Source organism: Guptibacillus algicola (assembly GCF_020171805.1).
GTDB lineage: Bacteria > Bacillota > Bacilli > Bacillales > Guptibacillaceae > Guptibacillus > Guptibacillus algicola.
Genome location: NZ_JAIVAF010000003.1, coordinates 651,637 through 675,393 on the forward strand (window position 1 = coordinate 651,637; position 23,757 = coordinate 675,393).

General features: G+C 40.4%; 26 protein-coding genes. 14 read left to right on the forward strand and 12 right to left on the reverse strand.

The window, feature by feature from the left end; translation table 11 throughout:
* The first annotated feature begins 4 nt into the window (after positions 1-4).
* Positions 5-1,075: an ABC transporter ATP-binding protein gene (locus LCM09_RS10945; RefSeq protein WP_224882945.1), complete on the forward strand. Its 1,071-nt coding sequence runs from the start codon at positions 5-7 to the stop codon at positions 1,073-1,075.
* Positions 1,068-2,006: an ABC transporter ATP-binding protein gene (locus tag LCM09_RS10950; protein ID WP_224882952.1), complete on the forward strand. Its 939-nt coding sequence runs from the start codon at positions 1,068-1,070 to the stop codon at positions 2,004-2,006. Before LCM09_RS10945 ends, LCM09_RS10950 begins: the two co-directional genes overlap by 8 nt.
* Before the next feature lie 46 nt (positions 2,007-2,052).
* Here LCM09_RS10950 and LCM09_RS10955 read toward each other — a convergent pair whose 3' ends face one another.
* Positions 2,053-2,226, reverse strand: a complete 174-nt coding sequence (locus LCM09_RS10955) for a hypothetical protein (RefSeq protein ID WP_224881524.1) — start codon at positions 2,224-2,226, stop codon at positions 2,053-2,055.
* A gap of 45 nt (positions 2,227-2,271) precedes the next feature.
* Between LCM09_RS10955 and LCM09_RS10960 the strand changes: the two genes are divergently transcribed.
* Positions 2,272-2,667, forward strand: coding sequence for a hypothetical protein (locus LCM09_RS10960; protein ID WP_224881525.1), 396 nt, complete (start codon positions 2,272-2,274; stop codon positions 2,665-2,667).
* A 2-nt stretch (positions 2,668-2,669) separates the two neighbouring features.
* Here the strand turns inward: LCM09_RS10960 and LCM09_RS10965 are convergent, their stop codons facing one another.
* The gene (locus tag LCM09_RS10965) at positions 2,670-3,203 is read right to left on the reverse strand and encodes an HD domain-containing protein (protein ID WP_224881527.1); all 534 of its coding nucleotides are present in this window, start codon (positions 3,201-3,203) and stop codon (positions 2,670-2,672) included.
* 193 nt (positions 3,204-3,396) lie between these two features.
* On the opposite strand from LCM09_RS10965, the gene LCM09_RS10970 reads away from it, so the two are divergent.
* On the forward strand, positions 3,397-4,602 hold the full coding sequence (locus LCM09_RS10970; protein WP_224882954.1) for a putative glycoside hydrolase: 1,206 nt from the start codon (positions 3,397-3,399) through the stop codon (positions 4,600-4,602).
* Between the two features lie 436 nt (positions 4,603-5,038).
* On the opposite strand, the gene LCM09_RS10975 is transcribed toward LCM09_RS10970, so the two are convergent.
* A complete protein-coding gene (locus LCM09_RS10975) occupies positions 5,039-5,212 on the reverse strand; it encodes a hypothetical protein (protein WP_224881529.1) in 174 nt (57 codons plus the stop codon).
* A 155-nt stretch (positions 5,213-5,367) separates the two neighbouring features.
* Between LCM09_RS10975 and LCM09_RS10980 the strand changes: the two genes are divergently transcribed.
* Positions 5,368-5,931, forward strand: a complete 564-nt coding sequence (locus tag LCM09_RS10980) for a GNAT family N-acetyltransferase (RefSeq protein WP_224881530.1) — start codon at positions 5,368-5,370, stop codon at positions 5,929-5,931.
* A 32-nt stretch (positions 5,932-5,963) separates the two neighbouring features.
* A complete protein-coding gene (locus LCM09_RS20790) occupies positions 5,964-6,092 on the forward strand; it encodes a hypothetical protein (protein ID WP_263622911.1) in 129 nt (42 codons plus the stop codon).
* Positions 6,093-6,125: 33 nt separating this feature from the next.
* Here the strand turns inward: LCM09_RS20790 and LCM09_RS10985 are convergent, their stop codons facing one another.
* Together LCM09_RS10985 and LCM09_RS10990 are read right to left on the reverse strand one after the other, a co-directional pair.
* Positions 6,126-9,197, reverse strand: coding sequence for an efflux RND transporter permease subunit (locus tag LCM09_RS10985; protein ID WP_224881532.1), 3,072 nt, complete (start codon positions 9,195-9,197; stop codon positions 6,126-6,128).
* An 11-nt stretch (positions 9,198-9,208) separates the two neighbouring features.
* Positions 9,209-10,411, reverse strand: coding sequence for an efflux RND transporter periplasmic adaptor subunit (locus LCM09_RS10990; RefSeq protein WP_224881534.1), 1,203 nt, complete (start codon positions 10,409-10,411; stop codon positions 9,209-9,211).
* A 285-nt stretch (positions 10,412-10,696) separates the two neighbouring features.
* Here LCM09_RS10990 and spxA point away from each other — a divergent pair, with 285 nt between their 5' ends.
* A complete protein-coding gene (gene spxA, locus LCM09_RS10995) occupies positions 10,697-11,095 on the forward strand; it encodes a transcriptional regulator SpxA (RefSeq protein ID WP_224881537.1) in 399 nt (132 codons plus the stop codon).
* Between the two features lie 39 nt (positions 11,096-11,134).
* On the opposite strand, the gene LCM09_RS11000 is transcribed toward spxA, so the two are convergent.
* Entirely contained in the window at positions 11,135-11,797 is a 663-nt protein-coding gene (locus LCM09_RS11000; protein WP_224882955.1) for a TerC family protein, read from the reverse strand.
* Between the two features lie 283 nt (positions 11,798-12,080).
* Here LCM09_RS11000 and mecA point away from each other — a divergent pair, with 283 nt between their 5' ends.
* From mecA to pepF, 3 genes are all read left to right on the forward strand, one after another.
* The gene (gene mecA / locus LCM09_RS11005) at positions 12,081-12,761 is read left to right on the forward strand and encodes an adaptor protein MecA (protein WP_224881538.1); all 681 of its coding nucleotides are present in this window, start codon (positions 12,081-12,083) and stop codon (positions 12,759-12,761) included.
* Between the two features lie 111 nt (positions 12,762-12,872).
* Positions 12,873-14,045 carry a competence protein CoiA gene (locus LCM09_RS11010; RefSeq protein ID WP_224881540.1) on the forward strand — a complete coding sequence of 391 codons (1,173 nt, stop codon included), beginning with the start codon at positions 12,873-12,875 and terminating at the stop codon, positions 14,043-14,045.
* 95 nt (positions 14,046-14,140) lie between these two features.
* Entirely contained in the window at positions 14,141-15,955 is a 1,815-nt protein-coding gene (pepF, locus tag LCM09_RS11015) for an oligoendopeptidase F (protein ID WP_224881541.1), read from the forward strand.
* A 391-nt stretch (positions 15,956-16,346) separates the two neighbouring features.
* On the opposite strand, the gene LCM09_RS11020 is transcribed toward pepF, so the two are convergent.
* The 4 genes from LCM09_RS11020 to LCM09_RS11035 form a co-directional block, all read right to left on the reverse strand.
* On the reverse strand, positions 16,347-16,520 hold the full coding sequence (locus LCM09_RS11020; protein ID WP_224881543.1) for a hypothetical protein: 174 nt from the start codon (positions 16,518-16,520) through the stop codon (positions 16,347-16,349).
* 84 nt (positions 16,521-16,604) lie between these two features.
* Positions 16,605-17,432, reverse strand: a complete 828-nt coding sequence (locus LCM09_RS11025; protein ID WP_224882957.1) for a ClpXP adapter SpxH family protein — start codon at positions 17,430-17,432, stop codon at positions 16,605-16,607.
* 92 nt (positions 17,433-17,524) lie between these two features.
* A complete protein-coding gene (locus LCM09_RS11030; protein ID WP_224881545.1) occupies positions 17,525-17,920 on the reverse strand; it encodes a globin domain-containing protein in 396 nt (131 codons plus the stop codon).
* 113 nt (positions 17,921-18,033) lie between these two features.
* Positions 18,034-18,612 (reverse strand): CYTH domain-containing protein, encoded by a 579-nt coding sequence (locus LCM09_RS11035; protein WP_224881547.1) that lies wholly within the window; start codon positions 18,610-18,612, stop codon positions 18,034-18,036.
* Between the two features lie 149 nt (positions 18,613-18,761).
* Here LCM09_RS11035 and LCM09_RS11040 point away from each other — a divergent pair, with 149 nt between their 5' ends.
* The 4 genes from LCM09_RS11040 (at position 18,762) to LCM09_RS11055 (ending at position 21,589) form a co-directional block, all read left to right on the forward strand.
* Positions 18,762-19,145, forward strand: a complete 384-nt coding sequence (locus tag LCM09_RS11040) for a UPF0738 family protein (RefSeq protein ID WP_224881549.1) — start codon at positions 18,762-18,764, stop codon at positions 19,143-19,145.
* A 23-nt stretch (positions 19,146-19,168) separates the two neighbouring features.
* Positions 19,169-19,807: a GTP diphosphokinase gene (yjbM, locus tag LCM09_RS11045; RefSeq protein WP_224881551.1), complete on the forward strand. Its 639-nt coding sequence runs from the start codon at positions 19,169-19,171 to the stop codon at positions 19,805-19,807.
* Positions 19,808-19,826: 19 nt separating this feature from the next.
* A complete protein-coding gene (locus LCM09_RS11050; RefSeq protein WP_224881553.1) occupies positions 19,827-20,624 on the forward strand; it encodes an NAD kinase in 798 nt (265 codons plus the stop codon).
* A gap of 71 nt (positions 20,625-20,695) precedes the next feature.
* Positions 20,696-21,589: an RluA family pseudouridine synthase gene (locus LCM09_RS11055; protein ID WP_224881555.1), complete on the forward strand. Its 894-nt coding sequence runs from the start codon at positions 20,696-20,698 to the stop codon at positions 21,587-21,589.
* On the opposite strand, the gene prpE is transcribed toward LCM09_RS11055, so the two are convergent.
* Complete coding sequence (prpE, locus tag LCM09_RS11060) at positions 21,573-22,307, reverse strand: bis(5'-nucleosyl)-tetraphosphatase PrpE (RefSeq protein ID WP_224881557.1); 735 nt, start codon at positions 22,305-22,307, stop codon at positions 21,573-21,575. The two genes, LCM09_RS11055 and prpE, sit on opposite strands and share 17 nt — an antisense overlap.
* A gap of 89 nt (positions 22,308-22,396) precedes the next feature.
* The gene (locus tag LCM09_RS11065; protein WP_224881559.1) at positions 22,397-23,581 is read right to left on the reverse strand and encodes an FtsW/RodA/SpoVE family cell cycle protein; all 1,185 of its coding nucleotides are present in this window, start codon (positions 23,579-23,581) and stop codon (positions 22,397-22,399) included.
* Positions 23,582-23,757: the final 176 nt, after the last annotated feature.

Consider the following 23,757-nt stretch of genomic DNA (forward strand, 5'->3'; position numbering starts at 1 on the left):
TATGATGGAAAGAATTTTAGACGTAAACGATCTGCATGTCTCCTTTGATACGTTTGCCGGAGAAGTCAAAGCAGTTCGCGGAGTAAACTTCCATTTGAATAAAGGTGAAACATTAGCAATAGTAGGAGAGTCAGGTTCTGGTAAGTCTGTAACATCAAAAGCAGTCATGCGTTTGATACCTGATCCTCCAGGCCGTATTAAGCAAGGTGAAATCAAATTTGGAGACCGTGATCTTTCTAAGCTTCCTGAGAAGGAAATGCAAAAGATTCGCGGATCTGAAATTTCGATGATCTTCCAAGATCCGATGACATCTCTCAACCCAACGATGACAGTAGGGAAACAGATCATGGAAGGGTTGATCAAACACCAAAACATGAACAAGGCAGAAGCAAAAGAACGTGCGATCGAACTTCTGAAACTAGTAGGAATTCCTGATGCTGAAGGTAGAGTAACGCAATACCCTCACCAATTCTCTGGTGGTATGCGTCAGCGTGTGGTAATCGCGATTGCACTTGCTTGTAATCCGAGAGTTCTTATTGCGGATGAGCCAACAACAGCGCTAGACGTTACGATCCAAGCACAGATTCTTGAGCTATTGAAAGACCTTCAAGAAAAGATGGGTACTTCAATTATCTTCATCACGCATGATCTGGGCGTTGTAGCAAATATCGCTGACCGCGTTGCAGTTATGTATGCAGGTAAAATCGTTGAGACAGGAACAGTAGATGAAATCTTCTACAACCCTCAACATCCATATACATGGGGTCTTCTAGGTTCAATGCCTAGTCTTGAAGCATCAGAAGAAGACTTGATTGCAATCCCTGGTTCACCTCCAGATTTATTGGATCCACCGAAGGGCGATGCATTCGCTCCACGTAATCCATATGCGATGAAGATCGATACTGAGATGGAGCCACCTCTATTCAAAGTTACCGAGACTCATTATGCTGCGACATGGTTGTTGCACGAAAAAGCACCGAAAGTAGAACCGCCAGAAGCTATTAAGAAACGCTTGCGCGGCATGGCTCCAGATGAGCCGATCATTGCCACGAAAGATGGTGAAAGAAATGTCTAAACAAGAGAAGCTACTCGAAATCAAGAACCTTAAACAGCATTTTAAAGTCGGTAAAGGTACCGTAAAAGCTGTTGATGGATTAACATTTGATATTTATCAAGGTGAAACATTTGGTCTTGTAGGAGAATCTGGCTGTGGTAAGTCAACCACAGGTCGTACGATCATTCGTTTATATGATGCTACAGATGGAGAAGTTGTTTTTAAGGGTGAAGACGTTCACGATAAGAAATCAGCAAAAGATTTGAAGAAATTCAATCGTAAAATGCAGATGATTTTCCAAGATCCGTATGCGTCACTAAACCCTAGAATGACTGTTGCAGATATCATCGCTGAAGGCATCGATATTCATGGTCTTGCAGATTCTAAGAAAGCTAGAATGGATAAAGTCCATGAGCTTTTAGAAACTGTTGGTCTTAACAAAGAGCACGCAAACCGTTATCCTCACGAATTTAGTGGTGGACAACGTCAGCGTATCGGAATTGCTCGTGCGCTTGCTGTAGACCCTGAATTCATCATTGCCGATGAGCCTATTTCAGCTCTTGACGTATCGATTCAAGCACAGGTAGTTAACCTAATGAAGAAACTTCAGCGTGAAAAAGGATTAACATATCTATTTATCGCGCATGATCTTTCTATGGTTAAATACATCAGTGATCGTATCGGTGTTATGTACCGCGGACAAATCGTAGAGCTTGCTGAGAGTGAAGAGCTTTATCGTAATCCTCTTCATTCGTATACGCAATCCTTGCTTTCAGCGATTCCTCTTCCGGATCCTGAGTATGAGCGTTCAAGAAAACGTATGGTCTATGACCCAGAGAAGCATAAGCCTGAGAATGGTGAAGAAAGAGTGCTTCGCGAGGTTTCAGAAGGCCATTGGGTAGCTTGTACGGAAGAAGAATACAACAAGCTTAAGAATAGCGTAACTGTATAAAAAGTATGAAAAGAGGCTGCATTTCAATTGAAATGCAGCCTCTTCTTTATTTTTCATTTTTTTCTTTGAACTTAAGAGCTATGTATACAAGATAGATCGCGATCGTTATGAAAAGGATAGCTTTAATAAAAAGGGATAAGTTCATAGAAGTAGAATAATCTAATAAAATCGTCGTTATTAAAAGTAGTGTAGAAACAAGTAATACTATTTTTACGATCATGGTTACAGACTCCTTATATATATAATAATTAAAAGGGGGAAGAGTATGATTTTTTATTCGTATAACCCTGAATTCGATAAGCAATCACTAGAAACGTTAAGAGATATGAATCCTAGTCTTAGTACAAGTGAACCGACAAAGGAATCGATTATTTATTTGCTAGAAACAAACGATACTACAATCGGCTACATCTGGATTGAAATGATGACCAATCATGCTGAATTGATTGAATTTTATTTTACAGGAGATGAAGCTAAGAAATGGGGGCTATATGATTTCGTTGTAAAAACGTCAAAAAAACAAGGGAAGACAAGTTTAATTATGAAGGTACCTAGTGGAGGAAAACAAGAAGAATTTATTGAAAAATGGGGAGGGGAGGTAAGGGAAAGGAGAGAAGAAGAGAGCATTGTGAAGATTCCTTTCCAACTCCATCGTTCGTGATGTTAGACGCTCTGCTGTAGATGGGATTTCGAGTGTTGTGTTTCGATCAGAGCATCTAATTCAGCAAGCATTTCTTCTGCTTCTGCTTCTGAAATGACTTTGTAATGATGATTACCGTTTGGTTCTTCATCGGCCTCATCAGCCATCGCCACAACTTCCTGTAGAGATGTTCTCTCTACTGTTCCCTGAAAATAGGAATCGGTATGAAATAGAATGGCAACTGCAATTTCTTTCGCAGCTTCAGGATTCTCTCCTAATCGGATGAGCATTTTGTGCGCTCGTTCAGCACCCTTGATCGCATGGATGTCATTTTGTTTATAAAGATCAAAATCCCATTCCCCATCCCTGTACCATGTATAATGGCCGATATCGTGAAGAAGAGCTGCTTTTGTAGCTAGGTCGGTATTGACTCCCTCCTGGCATGCAAGGTCGTATGCTTTTTGAGCAACTGTAACTGCATGAGCAAGTCCAGCTCTTTTCAAATACTTTCTAGCAAATGGTAATTGAAAGATATTTGTTAGTGAAACGTTTCTCATGGTTAACTGCCTCCTCGCTGTCCTAAATGTTTTTCTAGAAATCATACCATGTCCTCAAAATGAAATCAACTATGAACGTTCACTAAAAAGACATAAAAAGTCATGGTGAAATTTACTGGAAGTTCTTTCAAAGTGCTAATAAACGTCTTATAATAGAGTAGGCATATTAATAAAGGAGAGAGAAGCTGTGCGTATTTTCAAAGTTGGGTTGAGAAACCTGGTGGCAACTGTTTTGCTTTTTTCTGTAGTGGCGCAACCTGCTTTTGCAGAAGAATCATCACTAGAAGCTAAAGATCATGATGGAGTTAAAGTTGAAGGGAAAGAATTGAAGCTGCCTGATAAGCTTCCTCGATTTGTGTACGATTCTGGTTTAGATTTTGAATATCCTGACGCAGTACGAGGGATTTACCTTACAGGGCATTCAGCAGGTGGAGCAAAATTTGATAAGCTTATCGATTTTGTAAATTCTACTGAATTGAATTCAATGGTCATCGATATTAAAGATGATTTCGGTAATCTTACATATGAACCATCAGAAGATTCTTCACTAGCAGAATACGATATAGGTAAACCTTATATTAAAGAACCACGGAAGGTTTTAGAGGAGCTAGAGAAGAATGAAATTTATCCGATTGCTAGAGTAGTAGTTTTTAAGGATACTGTTTTAGCAGAAGCACGACCAGAGCTCTCTTATAAAGATGGTAACTCCATTTGGAAGAACGGAAGAGGAGAAGCCTTCGTAAATCCGTTCAGTAAAGAAGTTTGGGATTACAATGTCGAAATTGCAATTGAAGCAGCAAAGATGGGCTTTAAAGAAATTCAGTTTGATTATGTGCGATTCCCAGAAGGCTTTGAAAAACGAGATACGTCACTTACGTACACAATGGGAGACTACAAAGATCTTGAGATGGAAAATGTACAGAAACGAGTAGCTGCAGTAACAGATTTCGTAGCTTATGCGAACTCGAAACTAGAACCATACGGTGTGGATGTTTCTGTTGATATCTTTGGTTATTCTGCAACGATTCCAGAAGCTCCAGGAATCGGTCAGAACTTCTCAAAAATCTCTGAAAACGTTGACGTTATTTCATCTATGATCTATCCAAGTCATTGGGGACCATATTTCGGAATCTCAAAGCCAGACCTTGAGCCATATAAGATTATTGATGAATATGCTAAAGTTGAAAACAAGGTGCTTGCTGCGTTAGATACACCACCTACAAGCAGACCTTGGATCCAAGACTTCACTGCAAGCTATCTTGGTAGTGGGAATTACTTAAACTATGGCAAAGCTGAAGTAGAAGCGCAAATTAAGGCGCTTAAGAAGAATAACATCAATGAATATTTACTATGGAATGCAGGAAACAAGTATACGAACAATGTAGACTACACTCCATAAAAAGAAGACCGCCAGTCAATGGCGGTCTTTTCAGATTGTTAGGAGTATTAAGGCCCATCGTCACGGGTATGGTAATGATTTCCGCTCCAGGATGCTCGCTTTCCGCGGGGCGGGCGGTGAGTCTCCTCGTCGCTTCCAAAACGCTCCTGTGGGGTCTCACCTGTCCCGCACGTCCCGCAGGAGTCGAGCATCCTTCCGCTCCAATCAACATTTATATGTGGTGTTAAAACAAGAGCAAGACAAAAGTAAATAATTAGTTCTAGAGAAATAAAGCAGATGACTACTTAAAGTCGGAAAGTTTGCTTTGATTAATTGCAACCTAGTAGGAGTGAATACCACAGGAGTCTTGTGGTATTCAAACTCCTACGGCTTAGGGAGCACTTTAATTAAGTTTCTCTACAATCTGAAGACCGCTAGTCAACGACGGTCTTCTTTTTTAATGCTCACGTTTGATGCCTTTCCAGTTTTGCTTACTTTCAGTGAGGTGTTGTTTGAAAGACTTGCTTTGTTTCGAAAGGCTAGTTCCAAATCCATGCATGATCACTGCCATAAACGCTGTTAAACCAATAATGAATGAAGCGAAGAGCATAAACTCAAGTAAAAGGGGCATTCAAATACCTCCAGACATGGTTTTTACTTAGTTTAGCGAATGTTTAGTTTTTTGAAAAGAGGGAATATTATTGCTTGCAAGCCCTATCATGTATCTTATGTACTGTATAAATATGTTATACTAATAGTGATTAATTTACTAAAAGGAGTAGATCAATGAACTGGTATGAGAAATTGAAGCAATATTTTCCTATTGAAGAAATGAAATCAAAGGAACATATGGACTTGTTACTTGAGGAAAAGAGTGACATTTACATCAAGGATGAGGGGCCAAATCATGTATTAATGTATGCCAACCTGCCAGATTTCATCTTTGTGGATTATATCTTTGTTTCCGGAGATGCCAGAGGTCAGGGGCTTGGTAAAAAGCTGATCAATGGTCTAAAAGAAAAAAACAAACCGATTATCTTGGAAGTTGAACCTGTCGATTATGAAGATACAGACACAGAAAAAAGACAACGCTTTTATTTGAGAGAAGGCTTCAAGCACGCGAAGTCAATCGGTTACCGGAGACGCTCACTTGCAACGAACGAAATCAACGAAATGGAAATTTTGTACTGGTCACCTGAAGAAGCTGGTGAACAAGAAATTTTCGAAGCAATGAAGCATACGTATCAAGAAATCCATACTTATAAGGACAAGCAATTATACGGTGAATCGTACATGCCAGTTGATGAAGTATTAAGTCTTAAAGTCAACAAAGAACTTGTAGAGGAATAAGAAGACTGTTTTTCAATGAGGAGGATGCTTCTATGAAAAACCGGGATAAGAAGAAGAAAAAGAAACGTGAGATGCTGAAAGATATGTTGAAGAAACGTATAAAGAAATGGAATCCACGTCCTGCAAAGTCGCCTGCCTCAAATACAAAAACGTCTGCATAACAAAAGGAAAGCCAATTGGCTTTCCTTTTTTATTTATGCTTCTTCCACTTTCTCACGTTTCTTATCAAGACGTTTTTGCTTCCTCATATCGATTAGATAATAAACGACAGGGATAAAGATTAGCGTAATGAATGTTGCCACGGTCAATCCAAATACAATCACGATTGCCATCGGCTGCTGGATTTCGGTACCTTCACCAAATCCAAGAGAGAGTGGAACAAGGCCTAATATGGTTGTAAGAGCCGTCATCAGGATTGGTCGTAATCGTATCGGTCCTGCTTCTAAGATAGCAGAGCGTGTATCCATGCCTGTAGCACGAAGCTGGTTAATGTAATCGACGAGCACGATTGCGTTGTTAACAACGATCCCGGTCAATATGAGCATTCCTACAAGTGAACCTACTCCAAGTGGTTGGAACGTTACGAGTAACCCTACTATAATTCCGATAGCTGTTAACGGAACGGAGAACATGATGATAAATGGATATAGGAAGGATTCAAACTGACCTGCCATCACCATATATACGAGTAAGATTGCGAGCCCAAGTGCTCCAGAGAGCTTGAAGAACGCATCGTTCATCTGCTCGTCTTGTCCACCGAAGGTTATTTTATATGCATTACTTGGAAGTGGCACATCCTTAACGAGCTTTTCACGTATCTCTTCTGTTACTGTGCCAAGATCTCGATTCAATAAGCTTGCCGTAATTTCAACCTGACGTAATCGATCGGTTCGAGTAATTTCTGACGGTCCAAGTCCCCTCTTAATGTCAGCGACTGCAGAAAGAGGAATTTTTTGCCCAGTCTGTGTTTCAATTAATAAAGTCGATAAAGAGTCGAGAGAGTCTGTGTACTTCTCTTCCACAGTAAGTCTGATATCGAGCTGTTTTCCGTCCCTCGCAAGATTACTTGCGACAAGCCCGTTTGTGGCGTTCGAAATTGCAGTTGAAATCTGTGTACTTCCAACGCCATAGCTTGCTGCTTTTTCTCTGTCGATCCAAATCTGTACCTCGGGGTTATTCGATTCGATACTAGACGTAGGTTCTCTGACACCTTCAACTTCTGAAATACTCTCGAGGACATCATCTGATAGCTCTTTTAGAACATCGAGATCAGGTCCAATAATATTGAGGGCGATTGGATCTGCGTTGAAACCTGAATCACTTGCAGACACCATGATTTCGGCATTCGGGATGCCCTTAAGTTTTGTTCGAATATCTTCAGCTACTTCGAGGTCAGATTTACTTCGTTCATCGATTGGAACGAGTAATACACTATAGGTGGCGCGATTGGTTTGGCTACCTGCACCGACACTGAAATTATCCGTTCCTCCAGCAGTAAGGTACGATAGTTTAACTTCTGGAATGTCCTCTAATACTTGGTCGATTTCTTCTGTCACATCAGTCGTTGCATCTAGTGAACTTCCAGCTGGTAACTGAGCAGATATGTTCACGAAGCTTTGGTCCTGTGCAGGGAGGAATTCTGTGCCGATGAAAGGTGTTCCTGCAGCTGAAACGACCAATAAACCGATCGTAAGACCAAACGTTTTTTTAGGATGTCGAAGTGCTTTATCCAATAGACGCTTATACCAGCCGTTCAATCTCTCGAAACGTAATTGGAATGTGGATTTGGATGCATTCCGGTTCATTAATAGAGACGAAAGTAACGGTACGATTATTAATGCTGTAAATAAAGATGCAAGTAGAGAGAACGTAATTGCCAAGGCAAGTGGCTTAAATAACTGTGCTGCTAATCCAGTTACGAAGACGATCGGTAGGAACACAACAACAGTCGTCATAGTGGATGCGATGATTGCACTGCCTACCTCTTTTGTTCCTTCAACTGCAGCATCCTTCAGGGATTTTCCTTCTTGTCTTAAACGATAAATATTTTCGAGTATGACGATCGAGTTATCCACCATCATTCCAACCCCGAGGGCTAAACCACCAAGAGTGAGGAGGTTGATTGTTTGACCTGAGAAATACATCAAGATGAAGGCACCAACAATCGAGATCGGTATCGATAGGCCGATAATCAATGTACTTCTGATATTTCTTAAGAAGAGATAGAGAACAGCAGCTGCAAGAATACTACCGATGATAATATTCCAAACAACGGCGCGAATCGATTGGTTAATAAACTTTGCCTGGTCGAAGACAGTTTTGATCTCCATGTCTGAAGGAAGAGAAGGTTGTATTTCCTCCAACTTCTCATTGATTTGACTAACAACATTCACGGTGTTCGAACCAGACTGTTTTTGAATGGAGAAGCCGATTGCCGGTTCACCGTTCAAATAACTTTCTTGTGCAGATGGCTTCATCATTTCCTCAATTGTTACAAGTTGATCCAATTTTATTGGACCACTCTCTGTTGGAACCGAAAGATTTTTCAAATCATCAACAGACTCAAATTCTCCCGTGACGCGGAGGGGAAGATTCTTATTTTCTGTTTCGATTGAACCACTCGGGATATTAAGGTTTTCAGAACCGATAAGCTGTTGAAGATTTGTTAATGTTACCCCATATTGACTAAGTCGATCAGGATCTGCGGTTAATCGGATTTCTTTTTCAAGTTGACCCTCGATCGTCACAGCTGCAACGCCTGGAACAGAGTCGAGAGCGGGTTTGATCTGATCTTCAATGGTTTGCTTGATTTCCGTCAATTCTTCCTCAGAACCTGAAACGCCTAGCTGCATGATTGGAATGTCACTTGGGTTGAAACGTAACACTTTCGGCATCGGCACATCTGATGGGAGAGAATCTCTTACAGCATCAATTTGTTCCCTCATGTTGAGGGTGGCAAAGTCCATGTCTGTCCCCCATTCGAAGGAGATCAGTATCAAAGCTCCTCCATTCCGTGAGATGGAAGAGATACTTTCGACGTTAGGTAGCGTACCCATTACGTTTTCTAAAGGAGAAGCAAGTAAGTTTTCAACTTCTTCAGGACCTGCACCTTCATATGTAACCGTTACGGCAGCAACGGGAAATGTTAAATCAGGGAATAGGTCAACAGGCATATTTCGAAGTGAAACCGTCCCGATAATGAGAATGAAAACAATGACCATCCCCATTGCGATAGGGCGGAAAACAGAAAGTTTAGCAATATTCATGTGATTTCAACTCAATTCTGTACCTGTATTTCAGATGATTCAGATAGACGATCTTTACCATTCGTAATCACATCATCTTCGGTCGTTAAGCCATCTGTTATTTGGATCGTTTCATCGGATTCTGCTCCTACTTTTACTGGAACTTTTTTAACTTTCTTCCCTTGGGATACAAAGACATACGTTTCGTCATCCCCATATACAATCGCTTCTTTCGGTACGACGATTGCATCACTAATCACATCGGTTTTGATGTATGCAGTCGCTTTCATTCCACCCTTAATCTTATTATCCTTATTTTCGAGTTCGATATCGATGACAAATGAACCCGTTTGTTCATTTGCTGTTGGTGGAATTTCACTGAGTTCACCAGAGTAAGTTCCATCGATTCCATCGAATGAGATCGTTACTTTCTGTCCTTTTGAAAGTTTGCTGATTTGAAAGCTGTTTACTTGAAAAGATGCGACTACAGGATCCATATTTACGACAACTGCGATCGGAGAGTTAGGGACAGCTGTAGAATTTTCTTCTGCATTTACTTGAGAGATAACTCCGTTGATAGGTGCTTCAATCGTTGTTGCATTCAAAACATCTCTTGCTTGAGTCAAACTTGCTCTCGTTTCAGCTAACTGCGATTCAAGCTGTGTTACGTTTCCTTGAGACATAGATGGAAGAGAGGCTGCGGCCTGTGAAAGCTCAGCTTGTTTAATTGCTACTTCAAGACTTTCTTTCAGTACATCTGAAGCGGTTACTTCTTCTGTATCAATTTGCTCGAGAAGCGTTTGTGAACGTTGTAAAGATGAATTTAACTCCTCTTGCATTGCTTTTAATTCCTTGGCGTTTTTCTCAGCTTCACTGGACAGCTGTTTTGCCTGTGTGACGGCTTTCTCTAACTCATCGACTGCGTTCGATAAGTTCGCGACATTTCGCCTTGCAGCCGTATCGTCTAACGTTGCGATTAAATCTCCCTTTTCAACTGTACTTCCTACTTTTACATTCATTTCTACGATTTCAAGGGGTGAAGGAGCGATGAGCGGAATCATAGTACCAGGAATAGCTTGTCCTGTTAGTTCGAGCTCATCTGAGAGCTCGATTTTCTTTACATCGGCAACTTCTACAGGGATGGGTTGATCGCTTGTTTCATTACTTGTAATTTCTGGCGTGCTACAGGCTGTCGTCAAGACGAGCAAGCCTGCTAGATAAATCGCTTTCTTCATTAATGTTCACCTCAAAAGTAGTGTCTCTTTTACGAATACTATCATGTGGAATAGTTTACTGCTGAATTAAAATAAAACATTTTGAAACAATTTATGTTTAGAAAGGTCATAAGGGGGGAAGTAAAAGGTAGAGCAAGGAATCATTGTACAAGGATTGTATAAATTAATTATAACTTTTGTCATCACCCTAGTTATTTTATACGCACTGTAGTATAATATAAATTGTGAGAAGATAATGTTTCTAAATAAAGAATAATGTTTATTTATAGAAAGGAGCCAATCCTTATGGTAACACTCTATACATCTCCAAGCTGTACATCTTGTCGAAAAGCAAAAGCATGGCTACAGGAGCACGATATTCCATTTACGGAACGTAACATTTTTGCTGAACCACTCACTATTGAAGAGGTCAAAGAAATTCTTCGTATGACTGAGGACGGAACAGATGAAATTATATCAACTCGCTCAAAAACATTCCAGGAATTGGGCTTGAACTTAGATACTGTTTCTCTTCAAGAGTTATTCGAGTTAATTAGTGAATATCCTGGATTGCTTCGTCGTCCGATTATCATCGATGAGAAGCGCCTACAAGTTGGGTACAATGAAGATGAGATTCGTCGTTTCCTTCCACGAAAGGTTCGTACATTCCAGCTTCAGGAAGCAACTCAGCGTCTTGTAAATTAATAAAAACTTCTACAGGGTTACCACCCTGTAGAAGTTTTTTTATTTAGCACCATGTGTTTTGTGAGCTTTCCTTTTATAATACCAACCTCCGACAATAATTATTAGTAGGAAGAGCCAATGTGTTGGAAGCTCCAAGGAGGGATATGTGTAGTAAAACGTTTTAAGCTCAGGAGCGTTTGTAAGCATTTTTCCCGCTGTTAAGGCAAGAATTCCAGCACCTACATAAATAAGTATAGGGAATCGGTTTAACGCATGAAGGATCATTCTACTTCCCCAAACGATGATGGGGATAGAAATGAGTAATCCGAACACGACGAGATACAGTTTTCCGTTTGCAGCTCCAGCGATAGCGAGGACGTTATCAAGACCCATGATAAGGTCTGCAACTACGATCGTTCTAATTGCTCCCCAAAAGGAAAACTTAGAGTCGATCGTTTCAGGAGTATCTTCTTCCTTCACAAGTTTTAAGGAAATGAGTAGTAAAAATATGCTACCTATGATCAATAAATAAGGTAGTGTTAATAAATAGACGGCAACAACGGTTAGTGCTATCCTTAATCCTACAGCGAGTGCAGTACCGATTATGATCGCTTTACCTCGGTGGGATTCAGGTAAATTTCGACAAGCTAGTGCAATTACGACAGCATTATCACCTCCAAGTACAATATCGATTCCAATAATGAACAAAATCGATGTGATCATTTCCGTTTCTAACAAAGGCGCCAACTCCCGGATTTAGATAAATTTTACAATCATGACAGGAGCATACAGGGGCAAGCTATACACATAAATATTTATATCGTGTATATGCTTTAATATGAGTGAAAAACAAACGTTTTTTTATTTCCATTCTTAGATGTTTTATCATAGAATGGTATTACAAGAGAAAAGCGGTTTGGTTTAATCGCTTAAGGGAATGAGACAATAAGGAGTATCCCAGAGGGAATAGCCTTCCGGTTAAACAAACAGGAGGGAGAGAAAACGGATGGAAATAGAACGAGTCAACGCTAATACATTAAAATTCTTTATCACGTATAGGGACATTGAAAATAGAGGATTTGATCGAGAAGAGATTTGGTACGATCGAGAAAGAGGAGAAGAGTTGTTCTGGGAAATGATGGATGAAGCGCACCAGCGAGAACAATTTTCGCTGGAAGGTCCGCTCTGGATACAAGTACAGGCCCTTGAAAAAGGTCTGGAAATCATTGTTACTCGTGCGCAAATGTCCAATGACGGCTCCAAACTTGAATTACCAATTTCTGAAGATAAACAATTGGATCTTCCAATCGATGAGAATATTGATAAGATTCTTGATGACAAATTTACGATTCAGAATAGCCATGAGACAGAGGAAGCAGAGCAAATTGAAGAGGAAGAACTTACCTTTACTATTGGATTTAAAGATTTCGAGGACGTTATCTCTTTAGCTCACGGATTTGATGCAGATGGAGTTGAAAACGGTCTGTATAACTTTGAAGACAGATATTACCTTCACGTTGTTTTTGACGAAGCATTGAGCGAAGATGATCAAGATAACCGTTTGAGCCAGTTGTTAGAGTACGGTTATGAATCAGATCTTACGGTTCACAGAATGCAGGAATACGGTAAGGAGATTCTCTCTGAACAGGCTCTTGAGCAGCTCCGTGTACACTTCCCACTCTTATAAACCATTGCCGATTTCAATAGGAAATCGGCTTTTTTATTTGGTTTCGTTTAAAGGATAATGGTGCGACAGAGAAGAATATTTAGTTCATCTAAATGAAATTGAGGTGGTAAGATGCTGAAAGCTGTTTCAAGAAATGGAACTGTTTTTAATTTCGCTGATCATCTAGAGAATTTAGTAACACTTAAAAATCTCAGAAAATCTACAGACTTCTATTGTCCAAGCTGCAATAACTCAGTCGTTATGAAGCTTGGTCAGAAGAAAATATGGCACTTCGCTCATCATGCAAACACACCATGTGTTGACTCCTGGGAAACAGAATCGAGTGATCACCTCTCAGGAAAAGAACAGCTTTACCATTGGTTGAGAAAAGACCATCACGATGTTGAAGTCGAAACCTATTTACTAAAGCCAAGAAAGCGCCCAGACCTCTTTCTAAAAGCAAGAAACCTCGCGATTGAATATCAATGTTCCCCGATTGAAGAAAGCCTCTTACAACACCGTACAGACAGTTATTTCGAAAGTGGAATAGACGTATGGTGGATCCTTGGTAAAAGCCGTTTGAGAAGCAAATACCGTTTTATTCATTCGATCAGTTCAATGGAGTGGGCAGCGAGTAAAATCGTAAACCAAACCCCATTACTATTTTATTATTGCCCCCTTAAAAAACTCTTTTACCTCGTCATCCCTCAGTATAGTTTAACTCCTACTAAAATCATTTGTACGACCACCGTTATCTCTCCAGATAAAACTTCACTAGCCGCAATTTTTAAAACCCTTCCAATAGAGTTATCTTTTCCTCAACGCGATTCGATTTGGCTTAATCAAAAGAAAATATGGCGAACGAACCCCCATGGTGAAAAAAGCTATGCGTTTAATTATATGAGAAAGATTCTATATGATAAGGGCAAAGCAATCAGACTGTTTCCCTCTGAAGTTGGTATACCAACAACCTCAAATTACTGGATCGAGACCCCACCTTATTTATGGCAAGCTTGGATCGTATTAGTGTTTCTCCCTAAGCTTCAACCCCACATGACGTTTACGTTTCCTCAATTAACGACTTCTTTTTATGAACTTATCTCTCTAGGCATAATCAAAGTACGGATGAACACATACGAAAAGGGTGTTGCCCTCGCTCTCCAGGGTTATCTTGAGCAGCTCATACGATTACGCGTTATTAGAGACAGAGGAGACCGGTATGAAAAAGTTCATCAGCCAATCATGAATGCTCTTATGGAAACAGCATTAGAGAATGACAAAAAAATACTATTGCATCTGCGATAACATGCAAGTATTGTCGAGCGAAAATGTAAGAATAATAAGAGAGATATGATAGGATAAATAGTGTGATGTGAATTTTAGATGGAGGTGTCTGATAGATGGAAAATAAGACTAAGAACGCTTTACCGAAACGTGAAGATATTCCCGTTGAAGATACTTGGGATTTAGAGGCGATTTATGAAACTGATCAGAAATGGGAAGAAGAATTCAAAGAAATAAAAGCACTTATTCCTGAAATGGAGAAATTCAAAGGAAAACTAAGTGAATCTGCAGATACGCTGTATGCAGGCCTACAAAAGCAAGACGAGATTACTAAGAAACTCGGAAAACTCTTTACATATGCCCACATGCGCTACGATCAAGATACAACGAATTCAACCTATCAAGGTTTGAATGACCGTGCGTCTAATCTTGCAACACAAGTAAGCAGTGCGCTCGCATTCGTTGTGCCTGAAATCTTGAGCATTCCTGAGAAAGAAATCGAAGCTTATTTAAAAGAAAATAAGGATTTAGAGCTATACGCTCAAGCTCTAGATGAAATCAACCGTCAGCGTCCTCACGTACTTTCAAAAGAAGAAGAAGCGATCCTCGCTGGTATTAGCGATGTGACAAATAGTTCTAGCAACACGTTCGGAATGCTAAATAATGCTGACATGAAGTTCCCTACAATTCAGGATGAGAATGGGGAAGAGGTGGAAGTTACTCACGGCAGGTTAATTCGTTTTCTAGAAAGTAGCGATCGCCGAGTGAGGAAGGATGCATTTAAGGCAGTGTACGACACGTATGGTAAATTCAAAAATACGTTTGCGAGTACGTTGAGTGGAACAGTTAAACGTGATAACTACAACGCATCAGTCAGGAACTATGATTCTGCACGTCAAGCAGCACTCGATAACAACAATATTCCTGAAGAGGTTTATGATAATCTTGTTGAAACAGTCAACAGCCGTCTAGACTTACTTCATCGTTATGTTGATATTCGAAAGAAGGCGCTTGGGCTAGATGAACTTCATATGTATGATCTCTATACGCCACTTGTGCCAGATGTGAAAATGGAAGTGAAATACGATGAAGCGAAGGATTATATTTTAAAGGGCTTAACGCCATTAGGTGATGAATATGAAGAAATCCTAAAAGAAGGATTCGAAAATCGCTGGGTAGATGTTCAAGAAAACGTTGGCAAACGTAGTGGTGCTTACTCATCTGGTGCGTATGGCACTCGTCCATATATCTTGATGAACTGGCAAGATAATGTGAATAATCTATTCACACTCGCACATGAGTTTGGGCATTCTGTTCATTCCTATTACACAAGAAAGAACCAGCCTTACCCATATGCGAACTACTCGATTTTTGTAGCGGAAGTTGCTTCAACTACAAACGAGTCCCTTTTGAATGATTATTTACTTAAAAACACAAGCGACAAACAGGAGAAGCTTTACTTGTTGAATCATTATCTAGAAGGATTCAGAGGTACTGTTTTCCGTCAGACAATGTTTGCTGAATTCGAACATGCGATTCATAAGAAAGCCCAGGACGGAGAACCGTTGACTCCAGATTTGCTTTCGGACTTGTATTATGAATTAAACAAAAAGTATTTCGGAGACAACCTTGTGATCGATGAGGATATTGCACTTGAATGGGCAAGAATCCCTCACTTCTATTACAACTATTATGTTTTCCAATATGCTACAGGATTTAGTGCAGCGGCATCCTTATCCAAACAAATCCTCGATGAAGGAGAACCAGCCGTTTCACGCTATATCGAATTCTTAAAAGCTGGAAGCTCCGACTATCCGATCGAAGTCTTGAAGAAGGCTGGCGTAGACATGACGTCTTCGAAGCCGATCAGTGATGCATTGGATGTATTTGAATCCATTCTTGATGAGATGGAGAATCTGCTTTTCTCATAACATAACGAACCCGCCTTCTCCTATGAAGGCGGGTTTTATGATTTAAAATGAAATTTAATGAAGGTCTTCAATAGGAGTTGTGTCCTTGTATATCACTATATGATAGCGTTTACTCTCAAGTCTCAAGTACAATGATATTCGGTTGTTAAAACAGATATTGGTTTGATTAAGTGTAGTATAAACCAAAATATAGGGGATTGGAGCGGAAGGATGCTCGACTCCTGCGGGATGAGCGGGACAGGTGAGACCCCACAGGCGAAGCCGAGGAGGCTCACCGCCCGCCCCGCGGAAAGCGAGCATCCTGGAGCGGAAATCAGTCATGTGTGTGGGGCAACACTTCTAACGATCTTCTCCTAGAGCTAAACCCGCCTTCTCCCAAGAAGGCGGGTTTTTAATGAAATCCTCTAAACTGATTTCGTTTATTAAACATACTTACCGTAAAGAGTATTGAAAGGAACAACAGTAGGATGCCGACGATGGAAGGAATGAACTTCAATAGCCCCATAAGAAATACACCGAAGCTAAGCACTACTAGAATCAATCCGATTATTACTGAATAAGACATACTTACTCCTCCTCATTAAAATAACTATGAAACCTTTTCGTTTTTAGACCGTAAAAAAAGGAACGGGATCATTTTCCCCGTTCCTTATGAGTGAGAAGTCGCGCGCCAGAAGCATCCGTGTTTCACAGGTACTTGAGCGGCTTTTTGTTTAAGTGCTAGTTTCTTCATTTCAGCATCTGCTTCTTCTAAGCTCATGTCATAAACGACTGCTACTTCTTTTGTTGCAACGAACTGATATCGTTGTAAGAAGTGTTCGATGGAAGGAAGCGGCTCGGGTATCGGTTCTTTTTTCAGCATTTCATGTAGAATGCTAACGTAAACTTCATAATCGTAAAGACCCGTAATTTTCAATCCTTCTTCTTCGATGTTTTCATTAAAGAAAACAAGTGTCGGAAGCTCAGTTACTTCCATTTCAGCTGATATCTTTAAGTCACATTGAAAAGCTCTGATTGAAGCTTGAGACTGAAGATCCTTTTTGAATTCTTCCACATCGAGACCAGTATCTTTTGCAGCATTTACAAGGTTCTCTTGCTTTGTCATGTTCTGCTTTTCGATAAACAGGAGTTCTCTCATTTTTCTAAGAAAACGAAGGCCCTGTAACTTTCCTTGAAGCTCTGCAGCTTTGATCGCGATCGATGCGATATAGGGTGTGTCGATCGGGTCTTCAAACCAGAGATCACCATCGCATGACATTCCAGATCGAGTGGCAGTGCGTTCCCAGCGTTTTGCAACATCCGCGTGTGTTTTGATGCCTTCTGTTTTTCTCTTGAAAGAGTTAAATGTTTCTACATTTCCACCAACGAGGTGTCTTATTCTAAATGTGTGGCCATATTCTAATTGTAATTTCTTTATGACAGGTTCAAGCCCCCAGCAGTCAGGACATAACGGATCGATGAAAGAATAAATCTCAATCGGTTTGCTTTTCTGAGAGAGCGTTGAACAGGTTGTCTCGGTATCTCCGTTTGGATTGTAAGAATCGCAAAAGGAACCTGTTTCATTCGGTGTCAATTCGATTCTCCTTTCTCTTCCGGATTACCCGTGTTTACCATATGATGGGCAGTGAAGGTAAGTCTATTCAATAGATGTTCTTTTAGATGGATGTCCAACTCGACTTCGTCCATCGCTTCTTCCATACAAGAAAGCCATGCTGATGCACGCTCTGGAGTTATTTCAAATGGTAAATGTCTTGCTCTTAACATAGGATGTCCATGTTCCTCTGAATATAGAGGAGGACCTCCAAGAAATTGAGTTAGAAATTGTTTTTGTTTCCTAGCTGTTTCATCCAAATCAGCTGGAAAAATCGGTTTAAGTTTTGGGTGTTTAGAAACACGGCTATAAAATACATTCACGAGTTCGTCTAACTGTGAACGTCCAATTAATTCATACATGTTTTGTTTCATATTGCTCTTCCCCTTCGGAAATTAGAACCTCATTACATAGTTTATTTTAGCAACCTCTATATGTAACAGCAAATAATCTGGTTTGGTACCTTTCCCATAAAAAAACAGAAGCCCTAAATTTGCTTCTGTTTTGCTAAGAAAAATCGTTGTATTTTGTTCTTTGCTTTTCTAATCTCAATCCCATGTTCTTCTAGAAGCTGATGGAAAGCTCGCTCACCTTGTTCATAGTTGGTTACTTCAAATTCTAATTCATAGTCAACGCATCCTAGATACTCACTATGATCAAGTACGAGAAGACCAGTAGATAGCTCCACTTCTGCACGATGAGTCGTTAAAGAACCTAGGTGAAGAAGGTTATCGGTTAGACCTAGCTTAATGACTTGTTTTGAGACGTCGCCTTTTGGTAACTCTCCTGTTTCTTTAATGGACTGGAACGTTTCTTCAGAAATAACTTGATGTGTTTCTAATAACCCTTCTTCCGCTGGCTCTTTCAATGTTAGTACGAGATCATTTTTCTTTTGTCTAACTCGGAGGGCAGCCCCTTTATCACGCAATGTGAATTGTGCGGAATCAAAATAGTCATTTTTTTGTGTTTTGATATCGGTGGACGATAGCTGATAAGAAGTTAGTAGGGATATATACTCTTTGTCTGTGATCATATTTTTAAATTCAATTTCGATTTCTTGTGTCATTAGATGAACCTCCGTTAAGGAAAAGTCTTGATATAACGTGAATTATGTCATATGTATGTGTTTAGAACAACAGAAATGAAATCACCCCATCCATTGTGATAAACTATGTGGTGGTACATATAGCATTTAAGAGGAAAGGAGAGGTATTCGTGGCATTACAATACCCCGTAACAAAAGGAGAATTTAAAGAGGAGTTTACAATTTTCCATATCGATGAGAAAGCAGATTTACGAGCGTATACAGCAACAGGAAACATGCTTGTTGATTCGGACAACCTTTCATTCGTTTATTTATTAGATGGAGAAGAAGGATATACATATATTCGCTTTAACGAGGACATTTGGTCTTCTTTGAAAGAAATATTAAACAAAGATTTACCAGTTATGCTGGTTGATGAGACAGGTGAAAAGCTAGAGCTTGTCGAAATAAAAGAAGAGCTGGCTTATTTAGTTGAGAACATAAAGGGTAACTCGAATTATGGAAATGAAATGAATCAAGCTGTGGAAAGCGTATTTCTAACAGCAACTTCATAGATATCGTCGTTGGTGGTGGTAGGATGAATTGGGAAGAATTTTTGGCGCCATATAAGCAGGCTGTTAACGAGCTTAAGGTGAAGCTTAAAGGCATACGAGATCAGTTTGAAAAATCTGATGAGCATACGCCTGTAGAGTTTGTGACAGGAAGAGTAAAGCCTATTCCAAGTATACTCGATAAAGCAAAGCGAAAAGATATTCCTACTGATAAGCTTCGGGAGGAAATGCATGATATTGCAGGGTTACGTGTTATGTGTCAGTTTGTTGAAGACATTAATCGTGTGATTCAACATTTGCGCAATAGGCGGGACTTTGACATCGTGGAAGAGCGAGATTATGTTACAAACCAAAAAGAGAGCGGATACCGCTCTTATCACGTCGTTGTGCGGTATCCCGTCCAAACGATTAGTGGCGAACAAATGCTTCTCGTAGAGATACAGATTCGCACTCTCGCGATGAATTTTTGGGCAACGATCGAGCACTCTCTGAACTACAAATACAACAAGAAGATCCCAAACAACATTCAAAGACGACTACAGCGGGCAGCTGAAGCTGCATCGAGGCTGGATGATGAAATGTCTGAGATTAGGGTAGAAATAAAGGAAGCCCAAAAAGTGTTTATGCAGAAGAAGGAAAACGAAAAGAAAAACGCAGAAAATTAAAGTAGATGAGGTGCCAAAAGTGAAATTTGCTATTAAGTCGAAAGGGGATCAAACGTCAAACCAGCTTCAGCAACGTATTAAGAACTATCTGCGAGATTTTGATCTTGAGTACGATGAAGCAGAACCAGATATTGTTATCTCGGTTGGTGGTGATGGAACACTGCTTCATGCGTTTCACCATTATCAAGATCGGTTAGATGAAACGGCTTTTGTGGGCGTACATACTGGACACCTTGGGTTTTATGCAGATTGGGTGCCGGAGGAAGTGGAGAAGCTCGTCATTCACATTGCGAGAACGCCATTTCAAATTGTTGAATATCCTCTTCTTGAAGTGACTGTTCGCTATCTCGATAGCACGAAGGAAAACAGGTACCTGGCTTTAAACGAATGTACTGTCAAAAGTGTCGAAGGTTCTCTTGTGATGAATGTGGATATAAAAGGTGACCTTTTTGAAACCTTTAGAGGTGACGGGCTTTGTATTTCTACTCCTTCAGGGAGTACTGCCTATAACAAGGCGCTTGGTGGCGCTATTATCCATCCAGCACTACCATCGATTCAGCTGTCTGAGATGGCATCGATCAACAATCGCGTATTTCGAACGGTAGGTTCGCCTCTCGTGTTACCACAACATCATACATGTTTGTTAAGACCCGTTAATGATGTTGATTTTCAGATTACGATCGATCACCTTTTCTTACTTCAAAAAGACGTAAAATCCATTCAATATCGAGTGGCTGAAGAGAAGATCAGATTCGCTAGATTCAGGCCTTTTCCATTCTGGAAGCGAGTCAAGGAATCGTTCGTCGACGATGAGTAAGTATGGCAGTCCAGTTCATCATAAGAGCTGGGCTGTTTTTTTATCGAATGCTAGAAGTGGAGGTATAGAGGATGAGTTATGTAAGGTTTGACTGGGAGGTTGAAGACTCTCAAGATGGAATGCTGATGAAAGCATTTCTCATAGGGGAAAAGGCGTTATCTAGAAGCATGTTAACAGATATCAAATTCAAGGGCGGCGAAATTCGGGTGAATGGAGAGGTGAAGAATGTTCGGACGACGTTACGGACAGGTGACACCGTCGAAATCAAGTTTCCAGAAGAAGAGGTAAGTGAGAGTATGTTACCGATCGTGATGCCTCTTAGAATTGTATATGAAGATGAGCATTATTTGCTGATTAATAAACCTGCAAACTTGCCGACCATTCCTTCAAGACACTCAGCGAGTTCTCTTGCAGAAGGAGTTCTAGCTTACTATAAAGAAAACAAGCTCAACCGCACGATTCATGCGGTTAATCGTTTGGACCGTGATACTTCTGGTCTCGTCTTGTTTGCGAAACATCGTTATGCACACGACCTTCTTTCGAAGCAACAAAAAAATAAAACGATGAAACGTTCATACTTCGCTATTGTACACGGTATCCCAGACATTGAAGAAGGCGTCATCAATCGGCCTATCGGACGAAAAGAAGGAAGTATTATTGAGAGGACAGTGAGGGAAGACGGACAAAATGCCATAACACATTTTCGAACGATACAAACTTGTGCGGGTAACAGTCTCCTAGAAATTGAGCTATTAACGGGTAGGACTCATCAAATTCGTGTTCACATGTCTTCCATCGGCCATCCTCTACTTGGAGATGATCTTTATGGAGGGGGAAAGGAAGTGATAAACCGTCAGGCTCTTCATAGTAAAAGCCTACAATTCGATCACCCCTTTCTTGAAAGAACACTAAACTTCTCTGTTGAATTAGAACAAGATATGTTGGATATTATTCAAACGATTTGAATTTTTCTTCTACGAACGGAAGAGTGGAAGGAACAGAAACCGTGGTGAGTTCTGGGTACTGTACGCATGTCAATTTCCCTCCAAACACACAACCTGTATCGATATTAACGGTTTGGTTGATCCACCGAGGTTCGTGTACTGGGGTATGTCCATAGACAACGAGTGGAGGTGCTGTATAGGTAGCTGCCCAATCTCTTCTTACTGGCATCCCGTTTGGGTGCGTTTCACCTGTCACATCACCATATAGGACGAAGGTCTTCACTTTTTTCCCTGATTGTCCAATGTATTTTGCAGGTATTCCAGCGTGAGCGACGATTAACTTTCCGTTATCTAGCGTTAAATAAAGAGGTGATTGCTCATATAGGGTAGTGAACTTGTTCACGATCGCACTTCTTTTATCATCTGAAAGCTTCGAAAGTTCCTCTACAGTTGTTTCTAAGCCGTGCTTTTGCTGAACGTTTCTTCCAATCATATAGCGATAAAGTTTATTGCAATGATTTCCAGGGCAATAGTAGGCCAGGTTTTCATCTACAAGTTTTGTAACGACGTCGATCACCTTTAGTGAATCGGGACCTCTGTCGGTTAAATCTCCAAGAAAAACAAGCTTTCTTTTTTCTGGGTGGATAGGGATATCATTCACCCACTCATATCCTAGCTTTTTAGTAAGTTTCACGAATTCATCATAACAACCGTGTATATCTCCAATAATATCAAACAATGACCTTCCTCCTTTATGCGGTTATCCATTCCCTATTTTGACAAAGAGAATTCTTCTGTCTATGTAAAATAACCTGCCAAAGCGGCAGGTTATTCAAACATATATGTTTTTGTTCGAGATCGTACATTGAGGACTAATCCTACTGCGATCATATACGTCAGGAGCGCACTTCCTCCATAACTTACAAAGGGAAGGGGGATTCCTGTGATCGGTAGCAATCGAACCGTCATCCCTATATTTTGGAACACTTGGAACGTTAACATTCCGATGACACCTGCGCATAAGTAGCTTCCGAACGATTCATTACTCTCTAGTGCTGTATGAATCATCCGATAGATCAGCAAGAAGAAGATCGAAATTGTTATGCTTGCACCGATAAAGCCAAACTCTTCTCCTATCACTGCAAAGATGAAGTCGGTGTGAGCTTCTGGAAAATAGACGGTACCGTCAGAGTAGCCTTTTCCTTCAAGCTTACCTGAACCGATGGCAAGAATCGCCTTCGTTGCTTGATATCCTGCATCTGTGTACTCTTCAGGAGCTAGCCACCCATAAAAACGAGCTAGCTGGTATTCATCTAGAATATATTCCTTGAAGAAGGTAGGAAACTTAAAGAATGTAAACACAACTGCGGCAATGCCAGCAACACCGGTCAATGTAAGCAATGCTAGGAGACGCCAACGGACTCCGGAAACAAGAGTGATGCTTACAACGATCGCTGTAAAGACCATCGCTGTACCGAGGTCAGGCTGTTTCATAACGACAGCAAGCGGAATAGCTGATATGCCGAAGATTTTCCCTAACAATAGTAAATCAGTACGAATCGTTTTCTCCCCATGGATTTCATGGTGTTTCACTACGGTAGAACTGATTGTAATGATCAAGAAGATCTTCATGAATTCTGAAGGTTGCACACTTCCGAGCCCAGGTAATACAAACCAACTTTTCGCGCCATTTCGTATTGGAGCAATCTGATAGCTCCCTATGTACTCTGGCATGAATTGAAGCAATAGCAAAAGGAAAATACCGAATCCGAAAAGGTACCAAGATAGTTGCTTGAAGCGATCAAAATCGATTACCATCGTCAGTGATAATACGAATGCTCCGATGAAGTACCACGTCAGCTGCTTTCCAGCGAAGTTCACGTTTTTTAATTCTCCGGGAAGTGAAGCTTGAGCAGAATAGATTGCAACTGTACTCACACACATAAGAAGAAATATAAAGAACAGAAGCGTATAATCTATCTGCTGCCAAGGTGTTTGATTGTCATTGTTCATGATATAATCCTTTCTAAAGAAAAGCGTTGGAGACGTACTCTTGAGCACATCACCTATCTTATCTAAAAAAACCCTTTTTGCAAATCTGAAAACGGAATTTGTTTTGACAAAATAACTGCGTTCCGACTAAGATAGGAAGGTAATTTTACTTACTATAGTATAAATGAGATTGTACG

What these genes read in the sequence shown, in the direction of transcription:
- yjbM (WP_224881551.1), top strand. Translation starts at nt 19,169, where the DNA reads ATGAATTGGGAAGAATTTTTGGCGCCATATAAGCAGGCTGTTAACGAG.
- LCM09_RS10945 (WP_224882945.1), top strand. Translation starts at nt 5, where the DNA reads ATGGAAAGAATTTTAGACGTAAACGATCTGCATGTCTCCTTTGATACG.
- LCM09_RS11020 (WP_224881543.1), bottom strand. Translation starts at nt 16,520, where the DNA reads ATGTCTTATTCAGTAATAATCGGATTGATTCTAGTAGTGCTTAGCTTC.
- LCM09_RS10975 (WP_224881529.1), bottom strand. Translation starts at nt 5,212, where the DNA reads ATGCCCCTTTTACTTGAGTTTATGCTCTTCGCTTCATTCATTATTGGT.
- LCM09_RS11055 (WP_224881555.1), top strand. Translation starts at nt 20,696, where the DNA reads ATGAGTTATGTAAGGTTTGACTGGGAGGTTGAAGACTCTCAAGATGGA.
- spxA (WP_224881537.1), top strand. Translation starts at nt 10,697, where the DNA reads ATGGTAACACTCTATACATCTCCAAGCTGTACATCTTGTCGAAAAGCA.
- pepF (WP_224881541.1), top strand. Translation starts at nt 14,141, where the DNA reads ATGGAAAATAAGACTAAGAACGCTTTACCGAAACGTGAAGATATTCCC.
- LCM09_RS11000 (WP_224882955.1), bottom strand. Translation starts at nt 11,797, where the DNA reads ATGATCACATCGATTTTGTTCATTATTGGAATCGATATTGTACTTGGA.
- LCM09_RS10955 (WP_224881524.1), bottom strand. Translation starts at nt 2,226, where the DNA reads ATGATCGTAAAAATAGTATTACTTGTTTCTACACTACTTTTAATAACG.
- LCM09_RS11035 (WP_224881547.1), bottom strand. Translation starts at nt 18,612, where the DNA reads ATGACACAAGAAATCGAAATTGAATTTAAAAATATGATCACAGACAAA.
- LCM09_RS10985 (WP_224881532.1), bottom strand. Translation starts at nt 9,197, where the DNA reads ATGAATATTGCTAAACTTTCTGTTTTCCGCCCTATCGCAATGGGGATG.
- LCM09_RS11030 (WP_224881545.1), bottom strand. Translation starts at nt 17,920, where the DNA reads ATGAAACAAAACATGTATGAATTAATTGGACGTTCACAGTTAGACGAA.
- LCM09_RS11065 (WP_224881559.1), bottom strand. Translation starts at nt 23,581, where the DNA reads ATGAACAATGACAATCAAACACCTTGGCAGCAGATAGATTATACGCTT.
- LCM09_RS10960 (WP_224881525.1), top strand. Translation starts at nt 2,272, where the DNA reads ATGATTTTTTATTCGTATAACCCTGAATTCGATAAGCAATCACTAGAA.
- LCM09_RS10990 (WP_224881534.1), bottom strand. Translation starts at nt 10,411, where the DNA reads ATGAAGAAAGCGATTTATCTAGCAGGCTTGCTCGTCTTGACGACAGCC.
- LCM09_RS20790 (WP_263622911.1), top strand. Translation starts at nt 5,964, where the DNA reads ATGAAAAACCGGGATAAGAAGAAGAAAAAGAAACGTGAGATGCTGAAA.
- LCM09_RS10965 (WP_224881527.1), bottom strand. Translation starts at nt 3,203, where the DNA reads ATGAGAAACGTTTCACTAACAAATATCTTTCAATTACCATTTGCTAGA.
- mecA (WP_224881538.1), top strand. Translation starts at nt 12,081, where the DNA reads ATGGAAATAGAACGAGTCAACGCTAATACATTAAAATTCTTTATCACG.
- LCM09_RS10950 (WP_224882952.1), top strand. Translation starts at nt 1,068, where the DNA reads ATGTCTAAACAAGAGAAGCTACTCGAAATCAAGAACCTTAAACAGCAT.
- LCM09_RS10980 (WP_224881530.1), top strand. Translation starts at nt 5,368, where the DNA reads ATGAACTGGTATGAGAAATTGAAGCAATATTTTCCTATTGAAGAAATG.
- LCM09_RS11010 (WP_224881540.1), top strand. Translation starts at nt 12,873, where the DNA reads ATGCTGAAAGCTGTTTCAAGAAATGGAACTGTTTTTAATTTCGCTGAT.